The 23,549-nt window shown below is 44.5% G+C and carries 21 protein-coding genes and 3 tRNA genes; 5 read left to right on the forward strand and 19 right to left on the reverse strand.

What is annotated here, in order from left to right; all coding sequences use genetic code 11:
* Window positions 1-8: 8 nt before the first annotated feature.
* From T487_RS0105130 to T487_RS0105200, 15 genes are all read right to left on the reverse strand, one after another.
* Window positions 9-479, reverse strand: a complete 471-nt coding sequence (locus T487_RS0105130; protein ID WP_031574868.1) for a GyrI-like domain-containing protein — start codon at window positions 477-479, stop codon at window positions 9-11.
* 123 nt (window positions 480-602) lie between these two features.
* A tRNA-Met gene (locus tag T487_RS0105135) sits at window positions 603-678 on the reverse strand.
* 13 nt (window positions 679-691) lie between these two features.
* Window positions 692-778: transfer RNA gene (locus T487_RS0105140), tRNA-Leu, on the reverse strand.
* A 13-nt stretch (window positions 779-791) separates the two neighbouring features.
* Window positions 792-868, reverse strand: a tRNA-Met gene (locus T487_RS0105145).
* Window positions 869-1,007: 139 nt separating this feature from the next.
* On the reverse strand, window positions 1,008-1,415 hold the full coding sequence (locus T487_RS0105150) for a S1 domain-containing RNA-binding protein (RefSeq protein WP_031574870.1): 408 nt from the start codon (window positions 1,413-1,415) through the stop codon (window positions 1,008-1,010).
* A gap of 53 nt (window positions 1,416-1,468) precedes the next feature.
* Window positions 1,469-1,744, reverse strand: coding sequence for a septum formation initiator family protein (locus T487_RS0105155; RefSeq protein ID WP_031574873.1), 276 nt, complete (start codon window positions 1,742-1,744; stop codon window positions 1,469-1,471).
* Window positions 1,745-1,773: 29 nt separating this feature from the next.
* On the reverse strand, window positions 1,774-2,043 hold the full coding sequence (locus T487_RS0105160) for an RNA-binding S4 domain-containing protein (protein ID WP_031574875.1): 270 nt from the start codon (window positions 2,041-2,043) through the stop codon (window positions 1,774-1,776).
* A 182-nt stretch (window positions 2,044-2,225) separates the two neighbouring features.
* Entirely contained in the window at window positions 2,226-2,540 is a 315-nt protein-coding gene (locus T487_RS0105165; protein WP_031574878.1) for an HU family DNA-binding protein, read from the reverse strand.
* A gap of 91 nt (window positions 2,541-2,631) precedes the next feature.
* Window positions 2,632-4,077 carry a bifunctional methyltransferase/pyrophosphohydrolase YabN gene (gene yabN / locus T487_RS0105170; protein ID WP_031574881.1) on the reverse strand — a complete coding sequence of 482 codons (1,446 nt, stop codon included), beginning with the start codon at window positions 4,075-4,077 and terminating at the stop codon, window positions 2,632-2,634.
* Window positions 4,078-4,177: 100 nt separating this feature from the next.
* Window positions 4,178-5,194: a peptidyl-prolyl cis-trans isomerase gene (locus tag T487_RS0105175; protein WP_031574884.1), complete on the reverse strand. Its 1,017-nt coding sequence runs from the start codon at window positions 5,192-5,194 to the stop codon at window positions 4,178-4,180.
* Window positions 5,195-5,310: 116 nt separating this feature from the next.
* Entirely contained in the window at window positions 5,311-8,826 is a 3,516-nt protein-coding gene (gene mfd, locus T487_RS0105180; RefSeq protein WP_031574887.1) for a transcription-repair coupling factor, read from the reverse strand.
* A gap of 9 nt (window positions 8,827-8,835) precedes the next feature.
* Window positions 8,836-9,402: an aminoacyl-tRNA hydrolase gene (pth, locus tag T487_RS0105185; protein WP_031574889.1), complete on the reverse strand. Its 567-nt coding sequence runs from the start codon at window positions 9,400-9,402 to the stop codon at window positions 8,836-8,838.
* A gap of 170 nt (window positions 9,403-9,572) precedes the next feature.
* A complete protein-coding gene (locus tag T487_RS0105190; RefSeq protein ID WP_031574892.1) occupies window positions 9,573-10,784 on the reverse strand; it encodes a S1C family serine protease in 1,212 nt (403 codons plus the stop codon).
* A gap of 11 nt (window positions 10,785-10,795) precedes the next feature.
* Window positions 10,796-12,205, reverse strand: coding sequence for a sensor histidine kinase (locus T487_RS0105195; RefSeq protein ID WP_031574895.1), 1,410 nt, complete (start codon window positions 12,203-12,205; stop codon window positions 10,796-10,798).
* Between the two features lie 15 nt (window positions 12,206-12,220).
* A complete protein-coding gene (locus T487_RS0105200; protein ID WP_031574897.1) occupies window positions 12,221-12,907 on the reverse strand; it encodes a response regulator transcription factor in 687 nt (228 codons plus the stop codon).
* 300 nt (window positions 12,908-13,207) lie between these two features.
* Here T487_RS0105200 and T487_RS0105205 point away from each other — a divergent pair, with 300 nt between their 5' ends.
* From T487_RS0105205 to T487_RS0105215, 3 genes are read left to right on the forward strand one after another with little or no spacing between them, the layout of a single operon-like run.
* Window positions 13,208-14,140, forward strand: a complete 933-nt coding sequence (locus T487_RS0105205) for an ABC transporter ATP-binding protein (protein WP_031574899.1) — start codon at window positions 13,208-13,210, stop codon at window positions 14,138-14,140.
* The gene (locus T487_RS0105210; protein WP_155953241.1) at window positions 14,109-15,287 is read left to right on the forward strand and encodes an ABC transporter permease; all 1,179 of its coding nucleotides are present in this window, start codon (window positions 14,109-14,111) and stop codon (window positions 15,285-15,287) included. Before T487_RS0105205 ends, T487_RS0105210 begins: the two co-directional genes overlap by 32 nt.
* A complete protein-coding gene (locus T487_RS0105215) occupies window positions 15,274-16,434 on the forward strand; it encodes an ABC transporter permease (RefSeq protein ID WP_031574906.1) in 1,161 nt (386 codons plus the stop codon). The genes T487_RS0105210 and T487_RS0105215 overlap by 14 nt, the downstream gene beginning before the upstream one ends.
* Window positions 16,435-16,504: 70 nt before the next feature.
* Here T487_RS0105215 and T487_RS0105220 read toward each other — a convergent pair whose 3' ends face one another.
* The 3 genes from T487_RS0105220 to spoVG form a co-directional block, all read right to left on the reverse strand.
* Window positions 16,505-17,461, reverse strand: coding sequence for a ribose-phosphate diphosphokinase (locus T487_RS0105220; RefSeq protein ID WP_031574909.1), 957 nt, complete (start codon window positions 17,459-17,461; stop codon window positions 16,505-16,507).
* Between the two features lie 12 nt (window positions 17,462-17,473).
* Window positions 17,474-18,847 (reverse strand): bifunctional UDP-N-acetylglucosamine diphosphorylase/glucosamine-1-phosphate N-acetyltransferase GlmU, encoded by a 1,374-nt coding sequence (gene glmU / locus T487_RS0105225; protein ID WP_031574911.1) that lies wholly within the window; start codon window positions 18,845-18,847, stop codon window positions 17,474-17,476.
* Window positions 18,848-19,127: 280 nt separating this feature from the next.
* A complete protein-coding gene (spoVG, locus tag T487_RS0105230; RefSeq protein WP_031574913.1) occupies window positions 19,128-19,424 on the reverse strand; it encodes a septation regulator SpoVG in 297 nt (98 codons plus the stop codon).
* A gap of 348 nt (window positions 19,425-19,772) precedes the next feature.
* On the opposite strand from spoVG, the gene T487_RS0105235 reads away from it, so the two are divergent.
* Window positions 19,773-20,591 carry a Cof-type HAD-IIB family hydrolase gene (locus tag T487_RS0105235; protein WP_031574916.1) on the forward strand — a complete coding sequence of 273 codons (819 nt, stop codon included), beginning with the start codon at window positions 19,773-19,775 and terminating at the stop codon, window positions 20,589-20,591.
* Between the two features lie 57 nt (window positions 20,592-20,648).
* Complete coding sequence (locus tag T487_RS0105240) at window positions 20,649-21,017, forward strand: VOC family protein (RefSeq protein WP_031574918.1); 369 nt, start codon at window positions 20,649-20,651, stop codon at window positions 21,015-21,017.
* Between the two features lie 79 nt (window positions 21,018-21,096).
* On the opposite strand, the gene T487_RS0105245 is transcribed toward T487_RS0105240, so the two are convergent.
* A complete protein-coding gene (locus T487_RS0105245; RefSeq protein WP_031574921.1) occupies window positions 21,097-23,511 on the reverse strand; it encodes a glycoside hydrolase family 2 protein in 2,415 nt (804 codons plus the stop codon).
* Between the last annotated feature and the right edge of the window lie 38 nt (window positions 23,512-23,549).

Genomic DNA, 23,549 nt, shown 5'->3' on the forward strand with positions numbered 1-23,549 from the left:
CGCTTTTTCTACTCTACCGGAAGCTCAATTCTTGTCAGAAGATCTTCCGCGCTCTTCGCGTCCATGGGAGAGTTATAGTAGGTCTCATAGGCCATTCCTCTAGCCTTATACCCATGGAGGCCGATATATGCGTTCATCTCCTCATAGGCTGCATTCATCTTCTCATAGGGTCCTTTATACATACAGGACACCATTCTTCCCTGAACGATTTCTGAAGGGCATAAATCTCCCTCCCCAGGAAGCACATCTTCTACAGGAAAACCAATCTCCACATCCAGATGCTCCATATCCAGATTATAGTAGCATACAAAAGGTGGCCCCGCAGGGTTCACATCCATTTCCTTAAGAAACAGCATAATTCTTTCATAGGTTTCACCGATGAGCTGTGGAAGTTTCGTTACGGAAGAAATTGTTCGGACACTCATGACAGGCTGAAAGTGCTGCTCTCTCACTTCAATGGCGAATCGGGTTTCTGTCATTTTAATCACTCCTCCCATTTATCAGATACAGTCTATCATACATCCATTTCTCTTTCGTGAATTTTCTATCAAGTGATGTTCATAACATGAAAAAACAGCCTAACAACGTTAGACTGTAATTAATGGTAGCGGGGGCAGGACTTGAACCTGCGACCTTCGGGTTATGAGCCCGACGAGCTGCCAACTGCTCCACCCCGCGATATTCAATAACTTGGTGCTGAAGACCGGAATCGAACCGGTACGGTGTCGCCACCGCAGGATTTTAAGTCCTGTGCGTCTGCCAGTTTCGCCACTCCAGCGTGTAAATAAAAATGGTAGCGGAAATAGGACTTGAACCTACGACCCTTCGGGTATGAACCGAATGCTCTAGCCAGCTGAGCTATTCCGCCACGTTTGATGCCGCCTTATCTTCGCGACAAAATTAATTATATAGCATGGTAAATGCCTTGTCAACAACAAAAGCAAAAAATAATGCCCAGAAATCTGGGCATTAAATCATCTTCAGCGAAATGTGTTGAGAGCCATCACTTAGCTTCTTCTGCTCTTTGTTCTGACTTCCTGTTTCTTTTTGTAATCAGACATCACTTCTTCACTTTCTTTCATGAATTTGGACATGATGTCTTCAAAATTGTTGGAAGCTGGCTTCTTCTTATCAGGTGCACTCCACTCCACCTCAGCTGGTCTGTTAGTTCTCTTTGGAGCAATCTGGACACCCTGTTTGATGGATAAGCTGATTTTACCGTTATCATCAATTCCTAAAACTTTGACCTGTACCTTGTCGCCTTCTTTGATAAATTCTTTGATATCCTTCACGTAGGTGTCAGCCACCTCGGATATGTGCACGAGCCCAGTTTTACCGCTCAGATCAATAAAAGCGCCAAAGTTCGTGATGTTTACGACAGTTCCTTCTACAATGTTTCCTACCTCTAAGGTCATGTTAATAAGAATCCTCCTTAAAATTAAAAAAATAAATATATGTACAAACCCGATCAGTTGCCTGATGAGTCAATTACCGGTACTTCTCCTGGTCTCAAAAGACCAAGTCTCGTTCTGGCACTCCTTATAGTATAATCTTCAGTGCCTATACTGTCCACTAAATTTGCCAGTTTTTCATTCTCTTCCATGACCTTTTCCAGCTTAATGGATTCTTCTTTCATATTTTCCCTGATATGTGCCATCATCACCTGCTGTTTATACACAGTTAAAGAAATGATCCCCACAAAAAGGATCAGAAGCAATCTGATTAGAAATTTCCCCCATCTCATGGTTTTCCTCCTAGCGTCGGAAAGGATTTTTACTCCTCTTCGTCTGTATCTTCTTCCCCTTCCAGGATTTCGTACATCTTGGAAGCATCGTCTTTTCTCACATGTTCTGCAATATTCAGGATCTTCGCTTTGATGCTCTTATCCTTATACGCAATTTCAATGATGTCTCCTTCTTTGACTTCTGTGCCTGCTTTGGCGATCTTACCATTGATGGACACTCTTTTTCCGTCACAGGCTTCCTTTGCCACAGTTCTTCTTTTTATAATTCTGGATACCTTCAGATATTTATCTAGTCTCAATATTATCACCTCTGTCGTCACAATGCTGGAAATATTTTTATAAGTTCATCCATTGTGTATATTATATATTTTGATTGAACCAATGTGAAGCAAAACTTTGATATTTCAGTAACTTAGACCACTCTTTACTGCAAAAAATAAGAGGGCAGAAGAAATTCTTCTACCCTTCCTATCATGACTACTTATTTCTTCTTCTTAGGAGCAGCCTTCTTCTTCTTAGGAACTACGTTTACTTTTTCCTTGAAGTCCTTACCAGGCTTGAAAACTGGAACCTTGGATGCAGGAATCTTAATCTCTTCCTTGGTTCTTGGATTTCTTCCAACTCTTTCTTTTCTTTCTCTTACTTCGAAGGTACCAAATCCAACGAGTTGAACTTTTTCACCCTTCTCAAGAGTTCCTACCACTGTGTCAAGAAAAGCTTTCAGGAAAGCCTCAGAGTCTTTCTTGGTAAAACTGGTAGATTCAGCCAATGCAGCGATTAATTCAGCTTTGTTCACAATAAATTCCTCCTTAATATTGTTTAATAATGGAATCTACTGTTATTATTCTACAGAAAACTCTGAAACCCTTTATTTTAAAGCGTTTTTTTTAGAATTTTTCTTCTTTTTTTGCTTTTTCCCAGTATTCATCCAATTCTTTCAGCTGAAGATCCTGAAAAGCCCTCTGATCAGCCTCTAGGAGTTCTTCCATCCGGGTAATTCTTCTGATGAATTTATCGGAAGTTTCATTGATGGCGATCTCAGGATCTGCCTGAAGGAACCTTGCAAGATTCACCACGGCAAACAGGAGATCTCCCAGCTCTTTCTTCACATGTCTCTCATCCTGGTCCTTCAATGCCTGTCTGATTTCCAGGAGCTCTTCCTCCACCTTCAGGAACACATCTTTGATATCATCCCAGTCAAATCCGTATTTCCGGGCTTTCTTCTGGATTTTTTCAGCTCTGGAGAGGCCCGGATAATATTTAGATATGGCTCTAAGAGAATCGCTTAAGGTCTCTTCTCCTTTTTCTTTCTTCTTCAGGGCCTCCCACTGGATCAGCACCTCATCTGAAGTCATATCCTTGTCTTTCTCGAACACATGAGGATGGCGGTAGATCATTTTTTCAGAAACCACCTTCACCACTTCATGCACATTGAATTCACCTTCTTCTTCTGAAATGACGCTGTGGAGAAGCACCTGAAGCATCACATCCCCCAGTTCTTCCCGGAGAGCGTCAAAGTCCTCAAGGTCAATGGCTTCTAACGCCTCATAGCTCTCTTCAATAAGATAAGGCTTCAACGACTCATGGGTCTGCTCTTTATCCCAGGGACATCCATTGTCCTTATCCCGCAACTTCTTTACAATGTTCATGAAATCATAGAAGCTGTATTTCCCTTCCATAGGCGGCACGTAGACACTGGTGAGATCATCCGCATCCCTTTGGCGGTCCAGTTCATAGAGCGGGATTCTTCTGATGACTTCCTCCTCTGTACCCGCTGCACGGATATAGATGATTTCATCCTCATCATTCAAATACGCATTCAGAGCAATCTTCACTCTGCTGGCAATATAAGGAGAAAACACCTGAGTGATGAGCGTGCCTTTATGATAGTCCGGCACCTCTTCCTCGATTCCCAGAGCATCCACAATTCGGAATCCACTGATCGGATCCACTTCCAAAGCTTCAAGAACTGCATCCACAAAGCTCACCGCAGGATGAATTTTATAAGGAATACCTTTCTCCTTGCATTTTTCTATAAGAAGCAGTACAGACTTCTCCGCAACCAGCGGATGTCCTGGAACTCCATAGACAAAAGTCTCCTTCTCGCCTTTCGTGCATAGAAGATCTGCAATGGTGCTGTACACCTCATCAAAAGTCTCCGCTTTTTCATAGACAAAGTCAAAAGCTTCATAGGAAATCCCTTCCTCCACCAAGAAAGAGACCGTGGGATGTTTTTCTGTTCTAAGGAATACAGCATTATTTTTCAGCGCTTTTACGGCACCCAGAGTCAGCGCATCGTTATGTCCTGGTCCAAGACCAACAATATGTATCATATTTCCACCTCAATTTTCAACATTAATTTATTATAGCACAGCCCCAGACAGCAGACTAAAAAAAGAAAACCCGGGATTTCTCCCGGGCATAAAGATCTAATTAACGAATTTTATCCTCATATACCTTTACGTTCAGCTCTTTCTTCCATTCTTCCATGGTGGAAAGATACTTTTCGCTCTTCTTGTTTGCAGTGAGTGTGGAAGTGATGCTTTCTTTCACATCATCCAAAGGCTTCTGGACTTCTTCAGCCTGGATGCCATCCACTTTGATGATGTGGTATCCTGCAGTGGACTTCACAACATCAGAAATCTCATCTTCCTTCAGCTTCTTCACATGGTCCATGAAATCAGCATAAAGATCTGTGTTCTCATAGCCATAGTACCCTAGAAGACCACCGGACTCTGCAGAAAGATCTTTTCCGTATTCTTCTGCCATCTCCGCAAAATCTTTACCATCTTCCTTGATGAGCTTCAGAACTTCTTCGCCCTTTGCCTTGGCTTCATCATCATTACCGAAGTAAATATGATAGATATTAGCACCAGCTGGTGTTACATAATTCTTCTTGTTTTCTTCATAGTACTTCTCGATGTCTTCGTCTGTAACGGTCACATCGGCCACAATGCTCTCATAGTACTTGCTTCTGACAATGTCTTCCTCTACAAAAGTCTTATAGGTTTCTTCATTGAAACCAGCTTCTTCCAGGGCTGCCAGATACTTTTCATCATCGCCATAGGTCTTTTTCACCTGGTCAATTCTTTCTGTCACTGCCTTGGCAATCTCTTCTGTATCAGTCTCCATACCGGATTCCTCAATCTTCTTGTCCAAGATTCTCATCTCCACAAGACTGTTCAGAATATCCACCTTCAGATCTTTGATGACCTGCTTTCCTTCTTCCTGTTCGAGAATTTCTTCTCCATACTGTACCTTCAGGCTGTCGATGTAGGATTTTGCTTCTGTATCCACATCTTTCTGTGTAATCTCCACATCTCCTACTTTTGCAAGGACAGTGGCATCAATGGACTCCTGTGTTTCCTCCACAAGACCGCATCCCGCAAGGACTGCAGTCAGTACGGAAGCCGCAAGGACCGTAACTACTTTTTTCTTTAAAGTGATCAAGTTTTTTCCCTCTCTTTTACTCTCGATTTCAGTTCCAGACTCATCATATCTTTTCTTTGTTACAATGGTGTGACACATTTCATAATTATATAGTCTTTAAGCCACTTTTGCAACTTTTAGAGCGTACTGAGCTCTTTCATCAGTTTCGTCAGGAACATGATGGTTTCATCCCGGTCTTTTTCCAGATTTTTCACTGTAAAACCGGGGGTGCTTCGAATAAACTCCACACGCTTGCTGTATTTTTTCATCAGATGTGAGACTTTTTCTTCTGTGAGCTTTTCAGAGCTGACAAAAGTCACCAGGATATCTTTCATGCGGTCCTTCAGTTCAAGAACCCCCGCTCTATTCGAATAGAACTTCAGTCGGGCGATATCCATCAGGTTATAGAGTGAATCCGGAATGTCACTGAATCTGTCCAGCAGCTCTTCCTTGATGTCTTCGTAATCTTCTTCACTCTCCATGGATGCAATTCTTTTGTAGACTTCAATTTTATGCATCTCATCGCTGATATAGCTGGAAGGTATATAGGCATCCACACGGATATCAATGGTCGTATCGACTTTTTCCTCCTGTATTTCGCCTGTGAGCATTTTAATGGCGGTATCCAGCATTTTCACATAAAGATCATACCCCACCACAGACATCTGCCCATGCTGAGCCTTCCCCATGAGATTGCCCGCTCCTCTGATCTCAAGATCCCGCATGGCAATTTTAAACCCGGACCCAAGTTCTGTAAAATCCTTCAGTGCTCTTAGCCTCTTCTCCGCAATCTCTGTCAGCACCTTGTCTTTCTTATACGTCAGATAGGCATACGCAATTCTGTTGGTTCTACCTACTCTTCCACGGAGCTGGTAGAGCTGAGAAAGCCCAAGCTTGTCTGCATGATCCACAATGATGGTATTGACATTTTGAATGTCCATACCTGTTTCAATGATGGTGGTGCTGATGAGAACATCGGTATGTCCATCCATGAAATTCTTCATGGCATTCTCCAGCTCCCTTTCATTCATCTGACCATGGGCCACATCAAATATCACTTCTGGAACGAGCTTCTGAAGATAGCTGTGCATCACATGAATATCATCCACTCTGTTATGCACAAAGTACACCTGCCCATTTCTGGCTTTTTCTCTTAAAATGGCATCACGAACCAGCTGCTCATTGAACTCCACCACATAGGTCTGAATGGGATACCGTTCTTCCGGTGGTGTTTCAATCAAAGAAATATCCCGGATTCCGGATAATGACATATGAAGGGTTCTTGGAATCGGCGTTGCAGATAAAGTCAGAACATCCACATTCTTCTTGGCGGACTTCAGCTTCTCCTTATGAGCCACACCAAACCTCTGCTCCTCATCCACAATGAGAAGACCCAGGTCTTTAAACTGCAGGTCTTTTGAAAGGATCTTATGAGTTCCAATGATGATGTCCACATTTCCTTCTTTAACCCGCCTCATGGTTTCCTTCTGCTCTTTTGGCCCCCTGAACCTGGAGATCATATCAATCTTGATGGGGAACCCCTTAAAACGGTTCCTGAAAGAGTGATAATGCTGCTCCGCAAGGATGGTGGTAGGGACCAGCACCGCTACTTGTTTTGAGTCCATCACCGCTTTAAACGCCGCTCTCATGGCCACTTCTGTTTTTCCATAACCTACATCTCCACAAAGAAGACGGTCCATGACCCGCTCGCGTTCCATATCTCTTTTGATTTCCTCTGAGGAGCGCAGCTGATCTTCGGTCTCATCATAGGCAAACTCATCCTCAAACTGCCTTTGCCACTCGGTGTCCGGTGTGAATGGATAGCCTTTCACCTTTTCCCGCTCCGCATAAAGCTTCACCAGATCTTCGGCAATCTCATCCACAGAGCGTTTCACCTTGGCCTTGGCTTTACTCCACTCCTGACCTCCCAGCTTGTTGATCTTGGGCTGTTTCCCCTCTGTGCCGATGTAGCGCTGGATCATATCCAGCTGCTCCACAGGAATGAAGAGCTTGTCGTTCTTGTCGTAAGAGATTTCTATATAATCCCGTACAAGACCCGAGGACTCCAGCTGTTTGATGCCAAGAAAAACCCCGATGCCATGATTCACATGAACCACGTAATCGCCCTTTCTCAGCTCCGTAAAGCTCTGGATCTTTGTGAGACCCTTGCCTTTTTTCGGCGCTTTCCGTTTCTTTCTTTTGGCTTCACCAAAGACTTCCTTGTCAGAAATGAGAGAAAGCTTGATGTCTGGAAACTCAAATCCGCGGAGCTGGTTTCCGAAGGTTATGACTACATCAGAATAATCCAGGGTGCTTAAAGTATCCTTATAGACAGACTCAATGTCCTTGTCTCTCAATATATCTACAAGTCTTTCTCCTCTGGGCCTTGTACCTGCAAGGATCACCACTTTGTACCCTCTTCGTTTTCGGTCTTTGATGTCATCAATGAGAAGATCCAGCTGTCCCTGATAATTGTAGATGGTAATCTGATTAAAATTCACAAGGCTTCTTGGCGGCAAAAACCGCTCCGTCTTCTGGAACTGGTTCAGGGTGATCACGTCTTTGTTTTTTAAAGTTTCCAGAAGCAGCTCTTTCTCCAGCATGAGGCTGCCTTGGGAAGGCATGATTTCTCCACGGTGAAGAAATGCATCATAATCCTCCTGAAACTCCTGATATACAGACTCCAGCTTCCCTAGGGAATGCGCAGTGTCATCCACAATGATTTTTCCCTCTCCCATAAAATCAAAAAAGCTGGAAGGCTTTTCAAAAAAGAAGGGCAGATAGGAATCAATGTTTTCAAAGAATACTCCTTCTTTGAGATACTCCAGATTGCTCGACACATGACTCTTCAGCTTTTCAAAAGCTTCATTGTCATACCCCTTACGCTTCTTCTTATCCTTCAGGATGTCCTGAAACTCTTTTTCAATTCGCTGGGCTCCTTCTTGCATCCGCTCTTCTGTAAGAATGAGCTCTTTAGCAGGAAAGATTTCAAAGGAAGGCACTTGCTCGATGCTTCTCTGATTTTCCGGATGAAAGGTTCTGATGGAATCAATCTCATCTCCAAAGAGCTCCACACGGTATGGCTGGGCGCTGTCAGGTGGGAAGACATCCAGAATGCCCCCCCTCAGTGCATATTCTCCTTTTCCTTCTACAAGCTCCACTCTGACATATCCGGCGCTTTGAAGTTTTTTGCCCACTTCTTTGAGACTGATCTCCATCCCTTTTTCCAGAGAAAAATGATAGGCTCTGAAATACTCATAAGGCGCATACTTCGCAGTCAGCGCATCGATGGTGGTGACAATGATTTTCTTCTTGCTGCTCTGCAGCGCCTTCATGACCTTTAGACGCTCCCAGCGGAGATCTCCGGAAATGGCATCGATGTTATAGAACACCATATCCTTCGCCGGAAAATAATAAACCTCATTCTCATATAGAAGCAGATCCTCATAAAGATTCTTTGCATCCATATCCTTGGAGGTGAAGATGAAAATGCTGTCTTTTTCTTTCCCAAAGAGTGTAGAAATGAGGTAAGCCCTTGCGGACTCGGATACACCAAATACTCCTACAGGGAATTTCCTGTCTTTGATGCTTTTACGGAGCTCTTTGAACGAACCATCCTCATAAAGCCTCTGTCTTAGTCCTTCTAATCTCACATTATTCACCTACTCCGCTCTAAACCCGTTATACTCACTGATGGCTGAATCGATTCCATGCTCCAGAATGGCAAACACTGCTTCCACAGCTGCAGAGATGGTCTTTTCCATCTTCTCCTCTTCCTCTTCCTGGAACTTGCCGAGCACATGATGGATAAGATCATGTTTCGGAGCACCGACGCCCACTTTGATTCTGGGAAAGTCCTCGGATGCCAAATGAAGGATGGTGCTCTTAATGCCATTGTGGCCGCCTGCACTTCCCTTTTTCCGAAGCCTGAGTTTCCCCACATCTAGGCTCACATCATCAAATATCACCAGTATTTCCTCATTGGGAATTTTATAAAAATCAGCCGCTTCTACTATACTCTCCCCGGAGAGATTCATAAAAGTCTCTGGCTTCAGAAGAATCACTTTCTTTGTGCCAATCCTTCCTTCTGCCACCTTGCCTCTGAATTTATTCTTGTCAAACTGAACATTCAGCTTCTTTGCCAGTGCATCCAGGACCATAAATCCTGCATTATGTCTGGTCTTCTCATATTCTTTTCCTGGATTGCCAAGGCCAACGATTAAGTGCATCACCCAGCTCCTCCTTTATTGCGCTATAAAACGATTCTAATTCATATCCTATACATTATACTATTTTATCCACTTTTTGTTTACAAAAACCTTACTCCATGGAACTGGACCTTTGGAAAGGATCTTCTCAGGAAATTTCTCCGTAAAAAAAAGAGAACTTCACGTCCTCTTTAATCCACACTGGTTCCGTAAAGGGTAGCATCCACTTCAATAATTTCCGAGACTCTTCTGAAACGGATCTTTACAACGTCTCCCACTTTTCTCGTTTTGATGTACTCCTCAATGGTGGTGCTGGTCTCAATGGGCAGACTGTCTATGCTGAGAATGATATCGGTAGGTCTTAGCCCCGCACGGTCCGCAGTGCCTTCCGGTGCAATTCTCTGCACATAGAATCCGCTCTCTTCCCCTTCTACTTCAGGGACCAGATCCCCATAGACACCAATGAAGGGAACCAGATCTTCTCCTGAATTGATGAGAGATCTTGCGATATTTCTCGCCTCATTGGCCGTGATGGCTGCGCCAAGACCGCTCTTAGAGGAGCTGGTTAGCCTCAAACTGTTGAAACCCACCACTTCTCCATTCATATTAAGAAGCACTCCTCCGCTGTTGCCTGGCGTCACTTTGGCATCTGTTTCGATACCGAATACCTTCACATCCCGGTTGTCATAAGAGAGGATGGGATATGCCTTATTCACAGTGGACACTACCCCAAAGGTCAATGTGCCTCTGTCACTGTCTCCAAAGGGATTGCCCATGGCGATGACCGACTGGGCCACTTTCACTGTGCTGGAATCAGAAAACTTAGGTGGTCTGAGACCTAGCCCATCCACTTGCAGCACAGCCAGTCCAGAAGCAGTATCTCTCCCGACAACTTCAGCCTGATAGATCTTGTCATTCTCACGGTCTGTTCTTACAAAGATTTCTGAATCCGTCAGCGTTGTTACATCATAGGGTACAAGGATGTATCCTTCGGAGTTCATCACAACGCCAGTGTAGACTCCTTCGTAACTGTCTCCGTAGAAGAGATCCGGATTGTTGGTAACACCTACAAGGGAAAGGGACACTTCACTGTAAATCTCCCGAATCCTGGTTCTGTCATAAATGGCATTGCCAAAATTGTCGAGAGACTTCCGGATCATCTGGGAAAAGTTGCTGTTGTCATCAATGCCCAGAGGATTCTCCTGAATTTTTCTGGACACATAGGTTGCTGTGATCACTGAGGTCACAATGACCACAATGAACAGCATAATCAGTTGGAAGGCTCCATTTTTGATTCTTGATTTCTGGTCCAAACGGTACCGGATTTCTCCAGATTTCGGATGCTCTTTCTGGCCGTCATTCTCTATTCGATTCTCTCTGTCCAGACTGTTTTTATCTTCCATGTTCTACACTCCTAGGTCATGCTGAGGGTAAACGTGAACTGAACCCCTTGCTGTTTGTTCTCCACCCAGATATCTTCGCCAAACTGTGTGATGATATTTCTAACTATAGGAAGCCCAAGTCCCGTGGATACTTTATTGGTCCTTGACTTGTCCCCTTTGTAGAATCTGTCCCATATATTTTTGATATCATGGTCTGGAATGGAGTCCCCATCATTGTACACGCTGATAAGGACCTTCTTTCCTTTGGTCCTGGTCTGTACTTTGATGTTCCCATTATCCGGGCAATGCTTGATGGAGTTATCGATGAGATTCGTCATAACTTGGATGAGACGGTCTCTATCCCCTGCAGCATAAAGGTGGTCTCCTTCCAGTGTGACATTCACCTTAAGTCCTTTATCGTCAATCTTTGTTTCAAACCTGGTGATACACACCTTCACAATCTCATTGATGTCCAGCTCAGTCAGCTTGAAGGAGAATTTTCCCGATTCCATGGCAGAAAGATCAAGAAGATCATTCACAAGACGTGTCAGTCTCTGGATCTCGTCATAGACAATTTTCAGGTAATACTTCTCCTTGTCCATGGGGATGATGCCATCAAGAATCCCTGCAATAAATCCACGGATGGATGTGATGGGAGAGCGCAGTTCATGAGATATATTGGACAGGAAGTCACGGCGGTTCTTATCCGTTTCTTCCAGAGACTCCGCCATGGAGTTGAAGGACTCCGAAAGCTGGCCAATCTCGTCAGAAGATGTCACAAGAACTCTTTGCGTCACTTCGCCCTTTGAAATCTTCCTTGCAATGGTGTTCAGCTCTGCCAGAGGCCTGAACAGCATTCTTTGGGCAAGATAATAAATTAGTATAACCGACAATATCACTGCAAATGCTGTGATGCTCCAAATTCTGAGATAGATCTCACGTAGAGGTGCTTCTATGGATTTCAGGGGTGTGTACACCACAATTGCTCCCTGATAAACGCCATTGTTCTGAATGGGCTTGATGTAAAGAGACATCTCCTCTTTTGTGATGGGGTTCATCTCCCCATTGATTTCAATAGAATTGCCCTCTACCAGCCGGTCCCTGTCAGGAAAACTGAATCTTGTGAACATCAGGCTTTCATAAGCCTCATTGGTCACAAAGAAGATATACCCGGAAGCGTCCACCAGGAGAATGTCCCCTTTTTCAACACCTTTCACGAGAGACAGGTTTCGGATGAGCTCCGTATCATCAATTTCCTTATTAAGATATAAAGGGACGCTGGAAGAGGCAAGAATTGCTGTCTCCTCCAGGTCCGCCCTGTTCTTTTCCAGAAAATAATTTTGGAACCATAGTGAAAGAACAACAGCTATCAGAACATACCCTACAGTTACAACCATGGCAAAGGTTGCAACGAGTTTTGTTACAAGAGAACTGTTTTTCATAGTTATTACTCCCTACTATTTGACTTCGAACTTATAACCAACGCCCCATACGGTCTCCAGCTGCCAGTTTGGTCCACCATGAAGCTTCTCACGAAGCCGTTTGATGTGCACATCCACAGTTCTGGAATCCCCTGGATAGTCGTATCCCCATACTTCACAAAGAAGCTGTTCTCTGGTGAATACACGGTTCTTGTTGGAAGCCAGGTGATAAAGAAGTTCAAACTCCTTCGGTGGCATTTTTACATCCTGGCCTTTATAGACCACATTGTAGGAATTGACATCGATGTTCAGTTCTGGGAAATTGAGCACTTCTTTTCCACCGCCGTCCGTGTTGAATCTTCTCATGACCGCTTTCACTCTCGCCACAACTTCCTTTGGTTCAAAGGGCTTCACCATGTAGTCATCTGCTCCCAGCTCAAGACCCAGCACCTTATCAAAGGTATCTCCCTTTGCTGTGAGCATAATGACTGGAGTATCATAGTCCTTTCGGATCCACTTCAGCACATCCACACCATCTATATAGGGCAGCATGATGTCCAGAAGCACCAGATCCGGTTTGTAATCCACAAACACTTCCTGGGCTGCTTTGCCGTCTGCTGCTACTCGGATGTCATACCCGGAGCTTTGGAGATACATTTTTAGGACTTCGCTGATGTTTTCATCGTCATCGACTACCAGAATTTTACCAATTTTTCCTTCCATGTTACATTCCCCTTTCTCGCTTAGATTCAGCTTATGTGAATCAATCTAACTCTATGATAGTATAAAAAGGGCTCAAAATCTCGCTCTTCATAATTATTTCACGTTATCCCCCTGATTATTAACAGATTATACTTATTCTAATGTATTTACAATCAAAGCATCTCCTTCATCGTTGTCATGAACATCCGGTTCATGAAGATATCCAAGTTCAGATTTTTACATATTTTTACCTCATTTTAATGTGGAATACACATGAATACGATATAATAGTTGAAAAATTAACAGACTGAGGTGAGCCTAATGATAATTGAAGTGTCCAATCTGAAAAAAAGCTATGGTCCTCTCGTGGCAGTGAACAACCTCTCCTTTCATATTGAAGAAGGTGAAGTCTTTGGACTTCTTGGCCCCAACGGCAGCGGCAAAACAACCGCCATCAACTGTATGCTGTCCCTGTTAAACTTTGAGGAAGGAAACATCCGGATCTTTGGCAAGGAGATGCAGCCCGATGCTTATGATCTCAAAAAGGACATCGGCGTTGTCATGCAGGAAGTGGCCGTTTTCCACGAGCTCACGGTGTACGAGAATATCGATTACTTCTGTGGACTATATGTCTCGGACAAAGCAGAAAGAAGGAAACTGGTGGAAGAGGCACTGGACTTCACAGGACTTCAGGAGTTCAGAAAGTTTTTACCAAAAAAGCTTTCCGGGGGACTCCTGCGAAGGCTGAACATCGCCTGCGGCATCGCCCACAAGCCGAAACTCATTTTTCTCGATGAGCCCACAGTGGCTGTAGACCCCCAAAGCAGAAACAGCATCCTGGAAGGGATTCTCAAACTGAACAAGGAAGGGTCCACCATCGTCTATACTTCCCACTACATGGAGGAAGTAGAAACCATCTGTTCCAGAATCATGATCATCGATAAAGGGGAAGCCATCGCTACAGGAACCAAGGAAGAACTGAAATCCATGATTCATCTGGGCAGCAAAATCTCCTTTGATGCCTCCTTTATCGAGGAATCTCAGCTGGAAAAACTGGCATCTCTTCCCCATGTGACAGAAGTGAAGAAAAACGGAACCCTTGTGACCCTTCGAGCTTCCGAAGAGAATGGCACGCTTGAGAGTATTCTGGCTTTTTTGAAAGAGGAGCAGATCCCTTACAACAATATCCATTCAGAGATGCCTACCTTAAACGACGTGTTCCTTGAAATCACCGGAAAAGAACTCCGGGATTGAGGTGATGGAAATGTTTATGCATATTTATAAATACAGGCTGAAAAAGCTTCTCCGGACAAAGGAGATGATTTTCTGGACCCTAGCATTCCCCATTCTCCTCTCTGTGTTTTTCCATCTGGCTTTCCAAAACCTGGACCGGGCAGAGGCCTTTGACCCCATTGCCACCGCTGTGGTGGCGGATGCAGCCTACCAGGAAAACAGCTTCTTTCAAGAAGTTCTGAAGGATGTTTCCAGCGGTGAAGAGCCTCTTTTAACATACAGCGAGGTATCCTTGAAAGAAGCAGAGACACTTCTTGAAAACGGAGACATCTACGGTTATTTTCTGGTGGGCAATCCCATCGCCATGACTGTAAAGACCTCCGGTCTTTCGCAAAATATCCTGCGTCTTTTCCTGGATCAGGTAAATCAGCGCTTCTCGATGATTACAAGCATCTCTATGGTAAACCCTGAATCCATGGAGAGCTTCGTGAAGGCTTTGGGAGAGTCCGTGACCTATACCATCGAAAAAGAAAAGAGCACAGCGCCACCCAGCCAGATTCTCAATTACTTCTATTCCCTCATCGCCATGGCTTGTATGTACGGTGCATTCTTCGGCAGTGATGAAATCACGGACATCGAGGCAAACATCAGTATGCGGGCAGCAAGAATCCAGGTGGCTCCTGTTCATAAGCTCAAAGCTTTTGCGGCCAGCTCACTGGCATCCTATACTGTGCTTCTTGTGAACACCTCCATTCTCCTTCTGTTTCTTGCCTATGTTCTTGGCATCGACTTTGGAGAGCGGGCATTTTATATTGTGCTCACAGCCTTCGCCGGCACCCTTACAGGCATCACCTTTGGCTCCTTCATCAGCAGCCTTGTGAAGAAAAACGAGAACATGAAATCTGCAGTCATTGTCGCCGTGACCATGGGCGGATCTTTCCTGGCAGGGATGATGTACGCCCAGATGAAGTACATTGTTTATGATAAAGCCCCGGTGCTTGCCTACCTGAACCCAGTAAACCTCATCACGGATTCTTTTTACTCTCTCTACTATTTCACAGATATGGGCAGATACTTCCAGAACCTTGCCCTTCTTCTTGTGATGACCATCGTCTTTGGACTGGGTACTTATCTATCTTTAAGGAGGCGCCGCTATGCAAGTATTTAACGTCAGCATGAAAGTATTAAAAAGAAACGCGCCTTCCATCCTCATCTATCTTGGTATCTTCCTGGGTCTTTCCCTTCTCTTTGCCTCAAACTCCTCAGAGCAGGAAGCAGAGTATGCTTCCTTTGAAACGGTGAAAACCCCAGTGGCTCTCTTCCTGGAAGAGGATACCCCTCTGACAAGGAGTTTTGAAGCGTATCTTAAGGAAAATGCCTATCTGGTAACGGTGAAAGATGAGGAAAAAACTCTGGCAGATGCCCTGTATTTCCGCATCGTCACCTACGTCATCAGAATCCCGGAAGGGTTCACGGATAGCTTTCTAGATGGAGAACCTCTCCCCATTGTAAAAGAAACGCTGCCCGATGCCATCACGAACATCTATACAGATCTCTCCATCGAGAATTTTTTTAACACCGCTAGAGTCTATATTGAAAGCCTGCCGGATGCCTCACTTTCAGAAGTGCTGGAAAAGACAAACTCCACACTTTCGGTGAAGACATCTGTAAACGTGGAAACTTATGGTGGAGAAAAGCCCAGCAGCTATACGAGATTCTACTATAACTACATGTCCTATTCCATGGTGTCGATCCTGGTCCTTGGCACCAGCATCATCATGCTACTTTGGAGAGATCTGCCGCTTTTGCGGCGCACAGAAGTCTCTCCCTTAAAGAAGTCTTCTATACAGCTCCAGAAAGTGCTGTCCTTAGGGGTCTTTACGCTGCTGACCTTTGTGCTTCTCAATGTTTTTTACTTTCTGGTGAACAGGAATGCCGTACTGGATGACAAAACACTGCTGCATATAGGCAATTCCTTCATCCTGGCCTTTACCTCCATGGGGATGAGCTTTCTAGTAGGTACCCTGCTGAAAAGCAGAAATGCCATCACAGCCGTCAGCAATGTGGTTTCTCTGGGCCCCTCCTTCATCAGTGGTGTATTTGTACCTCAAGCTCTTCTGGGAGAAGGGGTGCTCACCCTGGCAAAGGTCACTCCTACCTACTATTATGTCACCGCTAATGAGCTCATTGCTGCACTTGGAAATAGTATGAACGAAAAAATCTACACCAATATGATGATTCTTTTCGCCTTTGGCATAGTCTTCTTCCTTCTCGCCTTCTATTTCGGACAAAGGCGCAAAACAACATCATCTTAACGTGGAAGTACCGCAAAAAACCCCTTGCTCAAGGAAGCAAGGGGTTTTCGTATGATGAGATTAATTCTTCTTAGTCAAACAGTTTGGACAGTGGCACATCATCGGTGATTCTCTTGATGGCCTCTGCAAACAGAGGAGCTACAGACAGACAGGTGAACTTTTCCATGTCATCTCTCTTTGGCTGAGCGATGGTATCCAGCATCACCAGTTCCTTGATGGCACTCTGGTTGATTCTGTCAATGGCTGGACCAGACAGCACACCATGTGTGCAGGCTGCGTATACTTCCACAGCGCCAAGGTCTATCAGCGCATTGGCTGCATTGGAGATGGTTCCCGCGGTGTCAATCATATCGTCTATGAGGATACAGGTTTTTCCCTTGATATCTCCGATGATATTCATGATTTCAGATACGTTGGCCTTTGGTCTTCTCTTATCGATGATCGCCATAGGCGCATGGAGTCTTTCTGCAAGTTTTCTGGTTCTTGTAACTGAACCCAGGTCAGGAGATACGATGACTACATCCTGATTCTCCATGAATCCTTTCTTGATGAAATAATCTGCGATGATTGGCATACCCAGAAGGTGATCCAGCGGAATATTGAAATATCCTTGAATCTGTGCCGCATGAAGGTCCATGGTCAGCACTCGGTCTGCACCTGCGGTGGTCAGAAGGTCTGCAACAAGCTTCGCGGTAATTGGATCTCTGGACTTGGCTTTACGGTCCTGTCTAGCGTATCCATAGTATGGAATCACTGCATTGATTCTTCCAGCAGATGCTCTCTTGAAGGCATCAATCATAATGAGAAGCTCCATGAGATTGTCATTCACCGGGTTGTTGGTGGATTGAACGATAAACACATCGCATCCTCGAACAGTTTCATTGGTCTCTACGAAAATCTCCCCATCGGAGAAAGTGCCTACCTTGTTGTCTCCAAGTTTTACTCCCAGGATATCTGCAATCTGCTTGGCAAGCTCTGGATGGGAGCTCCCTGCAAATACCTTGAAATTGCTGTACTGCTTTAACATTCTTTTATCCTCCTAATATTTACCGCTTTCTTTTCTTTTTTGAACCCAGCCTTCTTTGTTGACCTGTTTAGCTCTTGCAATGCCAAGGCCTTCTTTGGGGACATTCTCTGTGATGGTGGAACCGGCTGCTGTAAATGCACCTTCATGCACGGTCACAGGTGCTACAAGATTGGTGTTGCATCCGATAAATGCATGATCTTCCACTACAGTCTTATACTTGTTCTTGCCGTCATAATTCACAACAACTGTACCACAGCCGAAGTTCACATGCTCGCCTACCTCTGCATCACCAATATAGGTCAGATGGGAAATTTTCGTTCCGTTGCCGATGGTAGATTTCTTGATCTCCACAAAATCTCCAACCTTCACGTGCTCTCCTATGACAGAATCCGGTCTGATATAAGCGAAAGGTCCTACTGTGGTTTTCTTCCCCACTTTTGAACACAGGATCACAGAAGAGGCAATGGTCACCTCATCTTCAATCACTGAATCTTCAATGCGGTTGTTTGGATGAAGAAGAACTCCTTTGCCAAGGACGGTCTTCCCTTCCAGTGTATTATTTGGATAAATGATGGTGTCATTTCCTATGACTACATCTGCTCCGATGTAGGTTGTCAGTGGATCGATGAGAGTAACCCCATTTTCCATGTGGAACTCATTGATTCTTTTTCTCAGGATGGCTTCTGCTTCTGCAAGCTGAGCTCTGGAGTTCACGCCTCTTGTTTCATCAAACTCCGTGATGACCGCGCCAACTTTCAGATTCTTTCCTTTCATGATCTCAATGACATCTGTCAGGTAGTATTCCCCTTGGGCATTGTCATTCTTAAGAAGTAGAAGAGCTTCCTGAAGCTCTTTGGCATCAAAAAGATACATGCCAGCATTGATTTCTTTAAGCTTCAGCTCTTCCTCGCTGCAGTCCTTATGCTCTATGATCTTCTCCACTTCATTTCCTGAACGCTTTATTCTGCCATAGCCTGCTGGATTCTCGATTACCGAAGTCAGAAGGGTCGCGCTGTAGTCTCCCTCTTCGTGGCTTTTCAGCATTTCCTTTACTGTCTCTTCCCGAACCAGTGGCGCATCTCCTGTAAATATGGCAACAGTTCCTTCTTTATCCTGAAGAAACTCCTTTGCGCACAGCACAGCATGTCCTGTTCCAAGCTGCTCTTCCTGAACAGAGTAGCTCACATTTCTAGAGGAGGTTTTATCCATCACCTGCTCTTTGCTTCTGCCAACTATGACATTGACATCCTCAAATCCTGCATTCCTCATGATGTCAATCACATGATTGACCATTTCCTTGCCGCAGACCTTATGAAGAACTTTGGAAGTCTCAGACTTCATCCTCTTTCCTTCTCCAGCTGCAAGGATAAGTGCATATTTACCCATACTTCACCTCTTATTATATTCACCGACATGACAATGAGCTTTTGGTAGATTATACCAAAAGCCATATATTTTCTATTTAATTATAGAGTAGGTTCGTGTTTATTTCAACCAATCTAAAAGCATTCCATAAGAAGCACAGCATAAATGCATTAGTAGCTAAAAATAATGCCAATCCCTTAAAAAAAGCATGTAAATAGATTCATTCACCTATGAATTATCAATAAGTGTCCGAAAGAACAGCGAAAAGGAAAAATAACCCCGCAGGGTTATTTTTAAAAGGTTAATCAATGGCAATGGGTTCATCCACGATGGTTTCCTCTTCCAGTCTTACCTTCTCATACTCTTTAAGAATGGAGGACTGAAGAGCTTCTCTTGTTTGTGTGTTGATGGGATGAGCAATATCCTTAAATTCTCCATCAGGTGTCTTTCTCGATGGCATAGCGATAAAGAGACCGTTCTGGCCTTCGATGACTTTGATGTCATGGACCACAAACTCGTTGTCAAAGGTGACTGAGACAATGGCTTTCATTTTGCCGTCCGCAGCGATTTTTCTGATTCGTACATCTGTAATGTTCATAAAGAACCTCCTTCGTTTGTCTTTTTCTTTACTGTCCTTGAAATCCGTTTTTGAATATTCAGAATTTAAGGATTATACCTCATTATAAACTGTAATGGATTACACACGCAACAGGAAAATGAAAATTGCGAAAATTATAGAAAAGCCATGGCACTTGGGGGTATTTCATTTCCAATCTCATGATTTCCCTGTCTTTTTTTGCGTTTTTTCTAACAAACATTACTACAATAACAGATTCTCAGCCAGGTGCCTCTTTTTTGCTAAGTTATCAGACACGGTAATTCCCATTTCACCCCGAAATCTTGTACAATAGACTCATACCACAATATATTTCAGGAGATTTTAAAGATGAATAAGATAAAACTCATATGCATCGATGTGGACGGAACGCTCTACAACGATGATAAAAATATCCCAGAAGAAAATATCAAAGCGATTCAGAAAGCCCATGAGAAAGGCATTCAGATCGCCATCACCACCGGAAGAATGTTCAATTATGGCAAGCTCTATGGCAGCCTTCTTGGGGTTCCCACTCTCACCATCGCTTCCAATGGGGCTTTTGTGAAGTACAAGGATCAGATTTTGAATCATCAGAGCATCTCCTCAACAGATCTTCCATTTATGATTTCCGCAGTGAAAGACTCTGGTCTTTTTGCCCATTTCAACGCTTGGAACACACTTCTTTGCGAAGGGGACCTGGGCGATGGCAATGGGTACGTGAAAGCCAACGGACTGCTGCCAGATGGAGACCGGATTGAAATGATTGTCACAGAAGATCTGGAAAAGTCCCTGAAAGACACAGGAAACATCTTAAAAGCCATCGTCTTTTCAAAAGGGGACCAGGAAGCCCTCCTGAAGCTTCGAAAAGTCTTTGAAAACCATCCAACACTGCAGACGGTGTCCTCGTCCAAGAACAACCTGGAGATCTTCAGAAAAGATGTGAGTAAGGCTGTGGGCATTGAGAAGCTCATGGAGCATCTTAGCATCCGTCAGGAAGAAGTCATGGCCATTGGAGATGAGGAAAATGATCTGCCCATGATTTCCTTTGCGGGTCTTGGCATTGCCATGGGAAATGCCTCCCAGGCCGTAAAAGAAGCTGCATCATGCATTACAGCCACCAACAATGAGGCTGGGGTGGCAAAAGCCATTGAGAAATTTTGTCTATAAGAGTTTTTCTGAAGAAACCCGTAAAAGAATAAAAATGAACAAAAAGGAGCTTCTGCTATGGCCTATCTATGGACCACCATCCACGTGATCAATCTGAAAGAATCCATGTCATTCTATGAGAAAGTTCTAGGGCTAAAACCTGAACGGGAGTTTTCGCCCTCACCACACATGCACATTGCCTTCCTTGGAAATGGAGAGACCAAAATCGAGCTCATTGAAGCCTCTGATGCACCTTCTCCAAACTACGGGCAGGACTTATCCTTGGGTTTTTCCGTATCCTCTCTAGAAGAAATGATCCATTTTCTTGAAAAAGAAGGGATTCCTATTTTAGCCGGACCTCTTTCTCCCAATCCAGACATCCGGTTTCTCTACATTCTGGATCCCAACGGACTTAAGATTCAGCTGGTGGAGCAGCTGGGCAGCTAGTCCAGTTGCTTCTGCCTGTTCTATTTCCCCTTTCAAATTCAAAAGGACTCCTTAACCCTAAGGAATCCTTTTTTTGTGTCTATAACTTACTTACTATCTTATGCTCAATGATAAACTCGATCTCCCGATCTCCATAGTGCTCCGTGTGAAGAAAGACTTTCCCTCCATTTCCTGAGCCCTTGGTTCTGACATAAAAGGCCCCCTGACCACCGGAAAGGGAGAAGAGCTTTGGACCAAGAATCTCCACCGCTCCTTCTGTTTTGAGAAGCATAGGTTCAGTGGAATAAGAAAGCACATCTTCATGCTCGTCCAAAAGCTGTATGGAAATCATAGCCACATCGTAGGTTTCTTCCACGTTAAGAGTAACTTTCTGTGGTTCTACCACCATTCTATGCTCTCTTCTTTGCCCTCTTGTGATGGTCTTCACTTCTTTCCCGTCTTTATATCCCTTAAAGGTATAGGTAAGTCCTTCCTGCCCCCATCCTGCATAATGCTTACTGAAAAGCCTCACTGCATCTTCCATGCTCAGCTTGTATTTTAGAAGCATCATCCCCATGGTTGCCTTGTCGAAGATGGGAAGATTGAGCCCGTGGACTGCGGCGGATTTTAGAACCTTTTTGATTCTCTCCGCATCTTTCTTGGAGAATCCCTCTTCTTCCTCGAGAAGCCCGCCAATGAAATCCTCCATGGCAATAGGTGGATGCTTCAGTCCCTGGCCCTTCTGTTTTTCGTACTTTTTCACAAACTTCCCATTCTTATAAAGCTCCACATAGTCGCAGTTGGTGAATGCATACACCCTGCCCAAGCTGCCGCCATCATGGTCCCCTATATTCATGGAGGAGGAAACCATGAGAACCGGTTCATCCTCTTTCTGACTGCTGTAGACATAGGCTGCCAGCTTCTTCTGGCGGAACGCATCCAGAACACCATGATGACAGATCCGATCTCCGCTGCCGAAATCACCATGGGTGTTGTAGTCCGTCATACACCAGCCGATGGCCCCGGAAATCTTGGTGCTCTCCATCATCTCCGAAAGCACTTTACTGTGGCGCAGCGCATGAGATACCCGTCTGTCCTCTGGATCACTGCTTTTTGTGGGAAACATGTGGCCATTGAACTCTGTCACAAGATAAGGTGCTTTGCGGGGGAGAACCTCCGTGGGATCGCTGAGTCCTCTGTTCTGACCATTATGGATAAAATCATTGTAGGTATAGACGTCCTCCAGAAGCTCACTTTTCTGGAAGTTCCTGACGCCACCGGTGGGCCTCGTCTCATCATAAAGGTGCGCGATTTTATTCATTTCCGTGTAAAAAGTAGTGTCATCCAGGGACTCATTGATTCTCACACCCCAAAGGATAATAGAAGGGTGGTTCCGGTCTCTTTTGATCATCCGTTTCAGATTATATTTGCTGATCTCTTTGAACTGCTCATCTCCTATGTGCTGCCATCCCGGGATCTCTTCAAACACAAGGAGCCCAAGTCTGTCGCAGGCATCCAAGAACCATTTGGACTGAGGGTAATGGGAGGTTCTCACCAGATGGACACCAAGGTCCTTCTTCAAAATCTCTGCATCCAGCTCCTGCATGGATTTGGGCATGGCATATCCCACATAGGGATAACTCTGATGCCGGTTCAATCCTCTTAATTTCAGCTTTTCTCCATTAAGGTAGAATCCATCTTCTTTGAAAAGTGCCTCACGGAATCCGATCCTCACAACCTTCTCATCCAAAAGTTCTCCTTCTTCTCCCAGAAGGGACACCTGCACGAGATACAGCTTAGGTGTTTGTATGGACCAAAGAGATACATCTCTCACCTTCAGTGTATGTCTCATCTTCCGGTTCTCCACTGCTCTGATGCCAGAGCTCAAGACCTCTCCCAAGCTTCTTTTCTCCTCATCCTCAAAGAGCTTATAGACAAGAGTGCCTTTATGGTTTCCTGAAAGAGTGGTCTTAATGATGAGATCCTTCTCCTCCTTCAGCACCTGCTGACCGAAGGCGAAAACATCCTCGATGAAATACTTCGGAAGCACATGAAGGTGAACCTCTCTGTAAATACCACCAAAGGTCAGAAAATCAACCACATTGCCAAAGGGTGGTATAAACGGAAGCTCTCTGGAATCCACCAGTACCTCGATGGTATTTTTTTCTCCAAAGCGCAGTTCCCCGGAGATTTCTTTGGCAAAGGGCACAAAAGGACTTTCGCTGTGGAAACTCCTCTTCCCATTGATGTAGATCACCGCCATATTGGCGACTCCATCGAACTCCAGAAAGATTTTCTTTCCCACGAACCGCTCTGGAATTTCCACGGTTTTCTCATAAAGATACGTGCCCTGATAGGTATGCTCATCAAAATAGTGAAGCGGCAGCATTTTCACTGTATGGGGTATATCCACGTTTTCTTTTTCCAGGCCTTCTTTCTCCGCCTGGAAATTATTTTCATTCCTGATTTCACCATAAAATATCCATCCTTCATTAAGATGAAACTGCTCTCTCATATCGTATCCTCCTGTACATTCCTTACTTCAGTGAAACC

This window comes from Proteiniclasticum ruminis DSM 24773, assembly GCF_000701905.1.
GTDB classification, from domain to species: Bacteria; Bacillota; Clostridia; order Clostridiales; family Clostridiaceae; genus Proteiniclasticum; species Proteiniclasticum ruminis.

Excerpts from the sequence above, each read along its gene's own strand:
- T487_RS0105240 (WP_031574918.1), top strand. The coding sequence starts at position 20,649 with ATGGCCTATCTATGGACCACCATCCACGTGATCAATCTGAAAGAATCC.
- T487_RS0105235 (WP_031574916.1), top strand. The coding sequence starts at position 19,773 with ATGAATAAGATAAAACTCATATGCATCGATGTGGACGGAACGCTCTAC.
- spoVG (WP_031574913.1), bottom strand. The coding sequence starts at position 19,424 with ATGAACATTACAGATGTACGAATCAGAAAAATCGCTGCGGACGGCAAA.
- T487_RS0105200 (WP_031574897.1), bottom strand. The coding sequence starts at position 12,907 with ATGGAAGGAAAAATTGGTAAAATTCTGGTAGTCGATGACGATGAAAAC.
- T487_RS0105130 (WP_031574868.1), bottom strand. The coding sequence starts at position 479 with ATGACAGAAACCCGATTCGCCATTGAAGTGAGAGAGCAGCACTTTCAG.
- yabN (WP_031574881.1), bottom strand. The coding sequence starts at position 4,077 with ATGATACATATTGTTGGTCTTGGACCAGGACATAACGATGCGCTGACT.
- pth (WP_031574889.1), bottom strand. The coding sequence starts at position 9,402 with ATGCACTTAATCGTTGGCCTTGGCAATCCAGGAAAAGAATATGAGAAG.
- T487_RS0105220 (WP_031574909.1), bottom strand. The coding sequence starts at position 17,461 with ATGTTAAAGCAGTACAGCAATTTCAAGGTATTTGCAGGGAGCTCCCAT.
- T487_RS0105155 (WP_031574873.1), bottom strand. The coding sequence starts at position 1,744 with ATGAGATGGGGGAAATTTCTAATCAGATTGCTTCTGATCCTTTTTGTG.
- T487_RS0105195 (WP_031574895.1), bottom strand. The coding sequence starts at position 12,205 with ATGAAAAACAGTTCTCTTGTAACAAAACTCGTTGCAACCTTTGCCATG.
- T487_RS0105205 (WP_031574899.1), top strand. The coding sequence starts at position 13,208 with ATGATAATTGAAGTGTCCAATCTGAAAAAAAGCTATGGTCCTCTCGTG.
- glmU (WP_031574911.1), bottom strand. The coding sequence starts at position 18,847 with ATGGGTAAATATGCACTTATCCTTGCAGCTGGAGAAGGAAAGAGGATG.
- T487_RS0105190 (WP_031574892.1), bottom strand. The coding sequence starts at position 10,784 with ATGGAAGATAAAAACAGTCTGGACAGAGAGAATCGAATAGAGAATGAC.
- T487_RS0105245 (WP_031574921.1), bottom strand. The coding sequence starts at position 23,511 with ATGAGAGAGCAGTTTCATCTTAATGAAGGATGGATATTTTATGGTGAA.
- T487_RS0105215 (WP_031574906.1), top strand. The coding sequence starts at position 15,274 with ATGCAAGTATTTAACGTCAGCATGAAAGTATTAAAAAGAAACGCGCCT.
- T487_RS0105150 (WP_031574870.1), bottom strand. The coding sequence starts at position 1,415 with ATGACCTTAGAGGTAGGAAACATTGTAGAAGGAACTGTCGTAAACATC.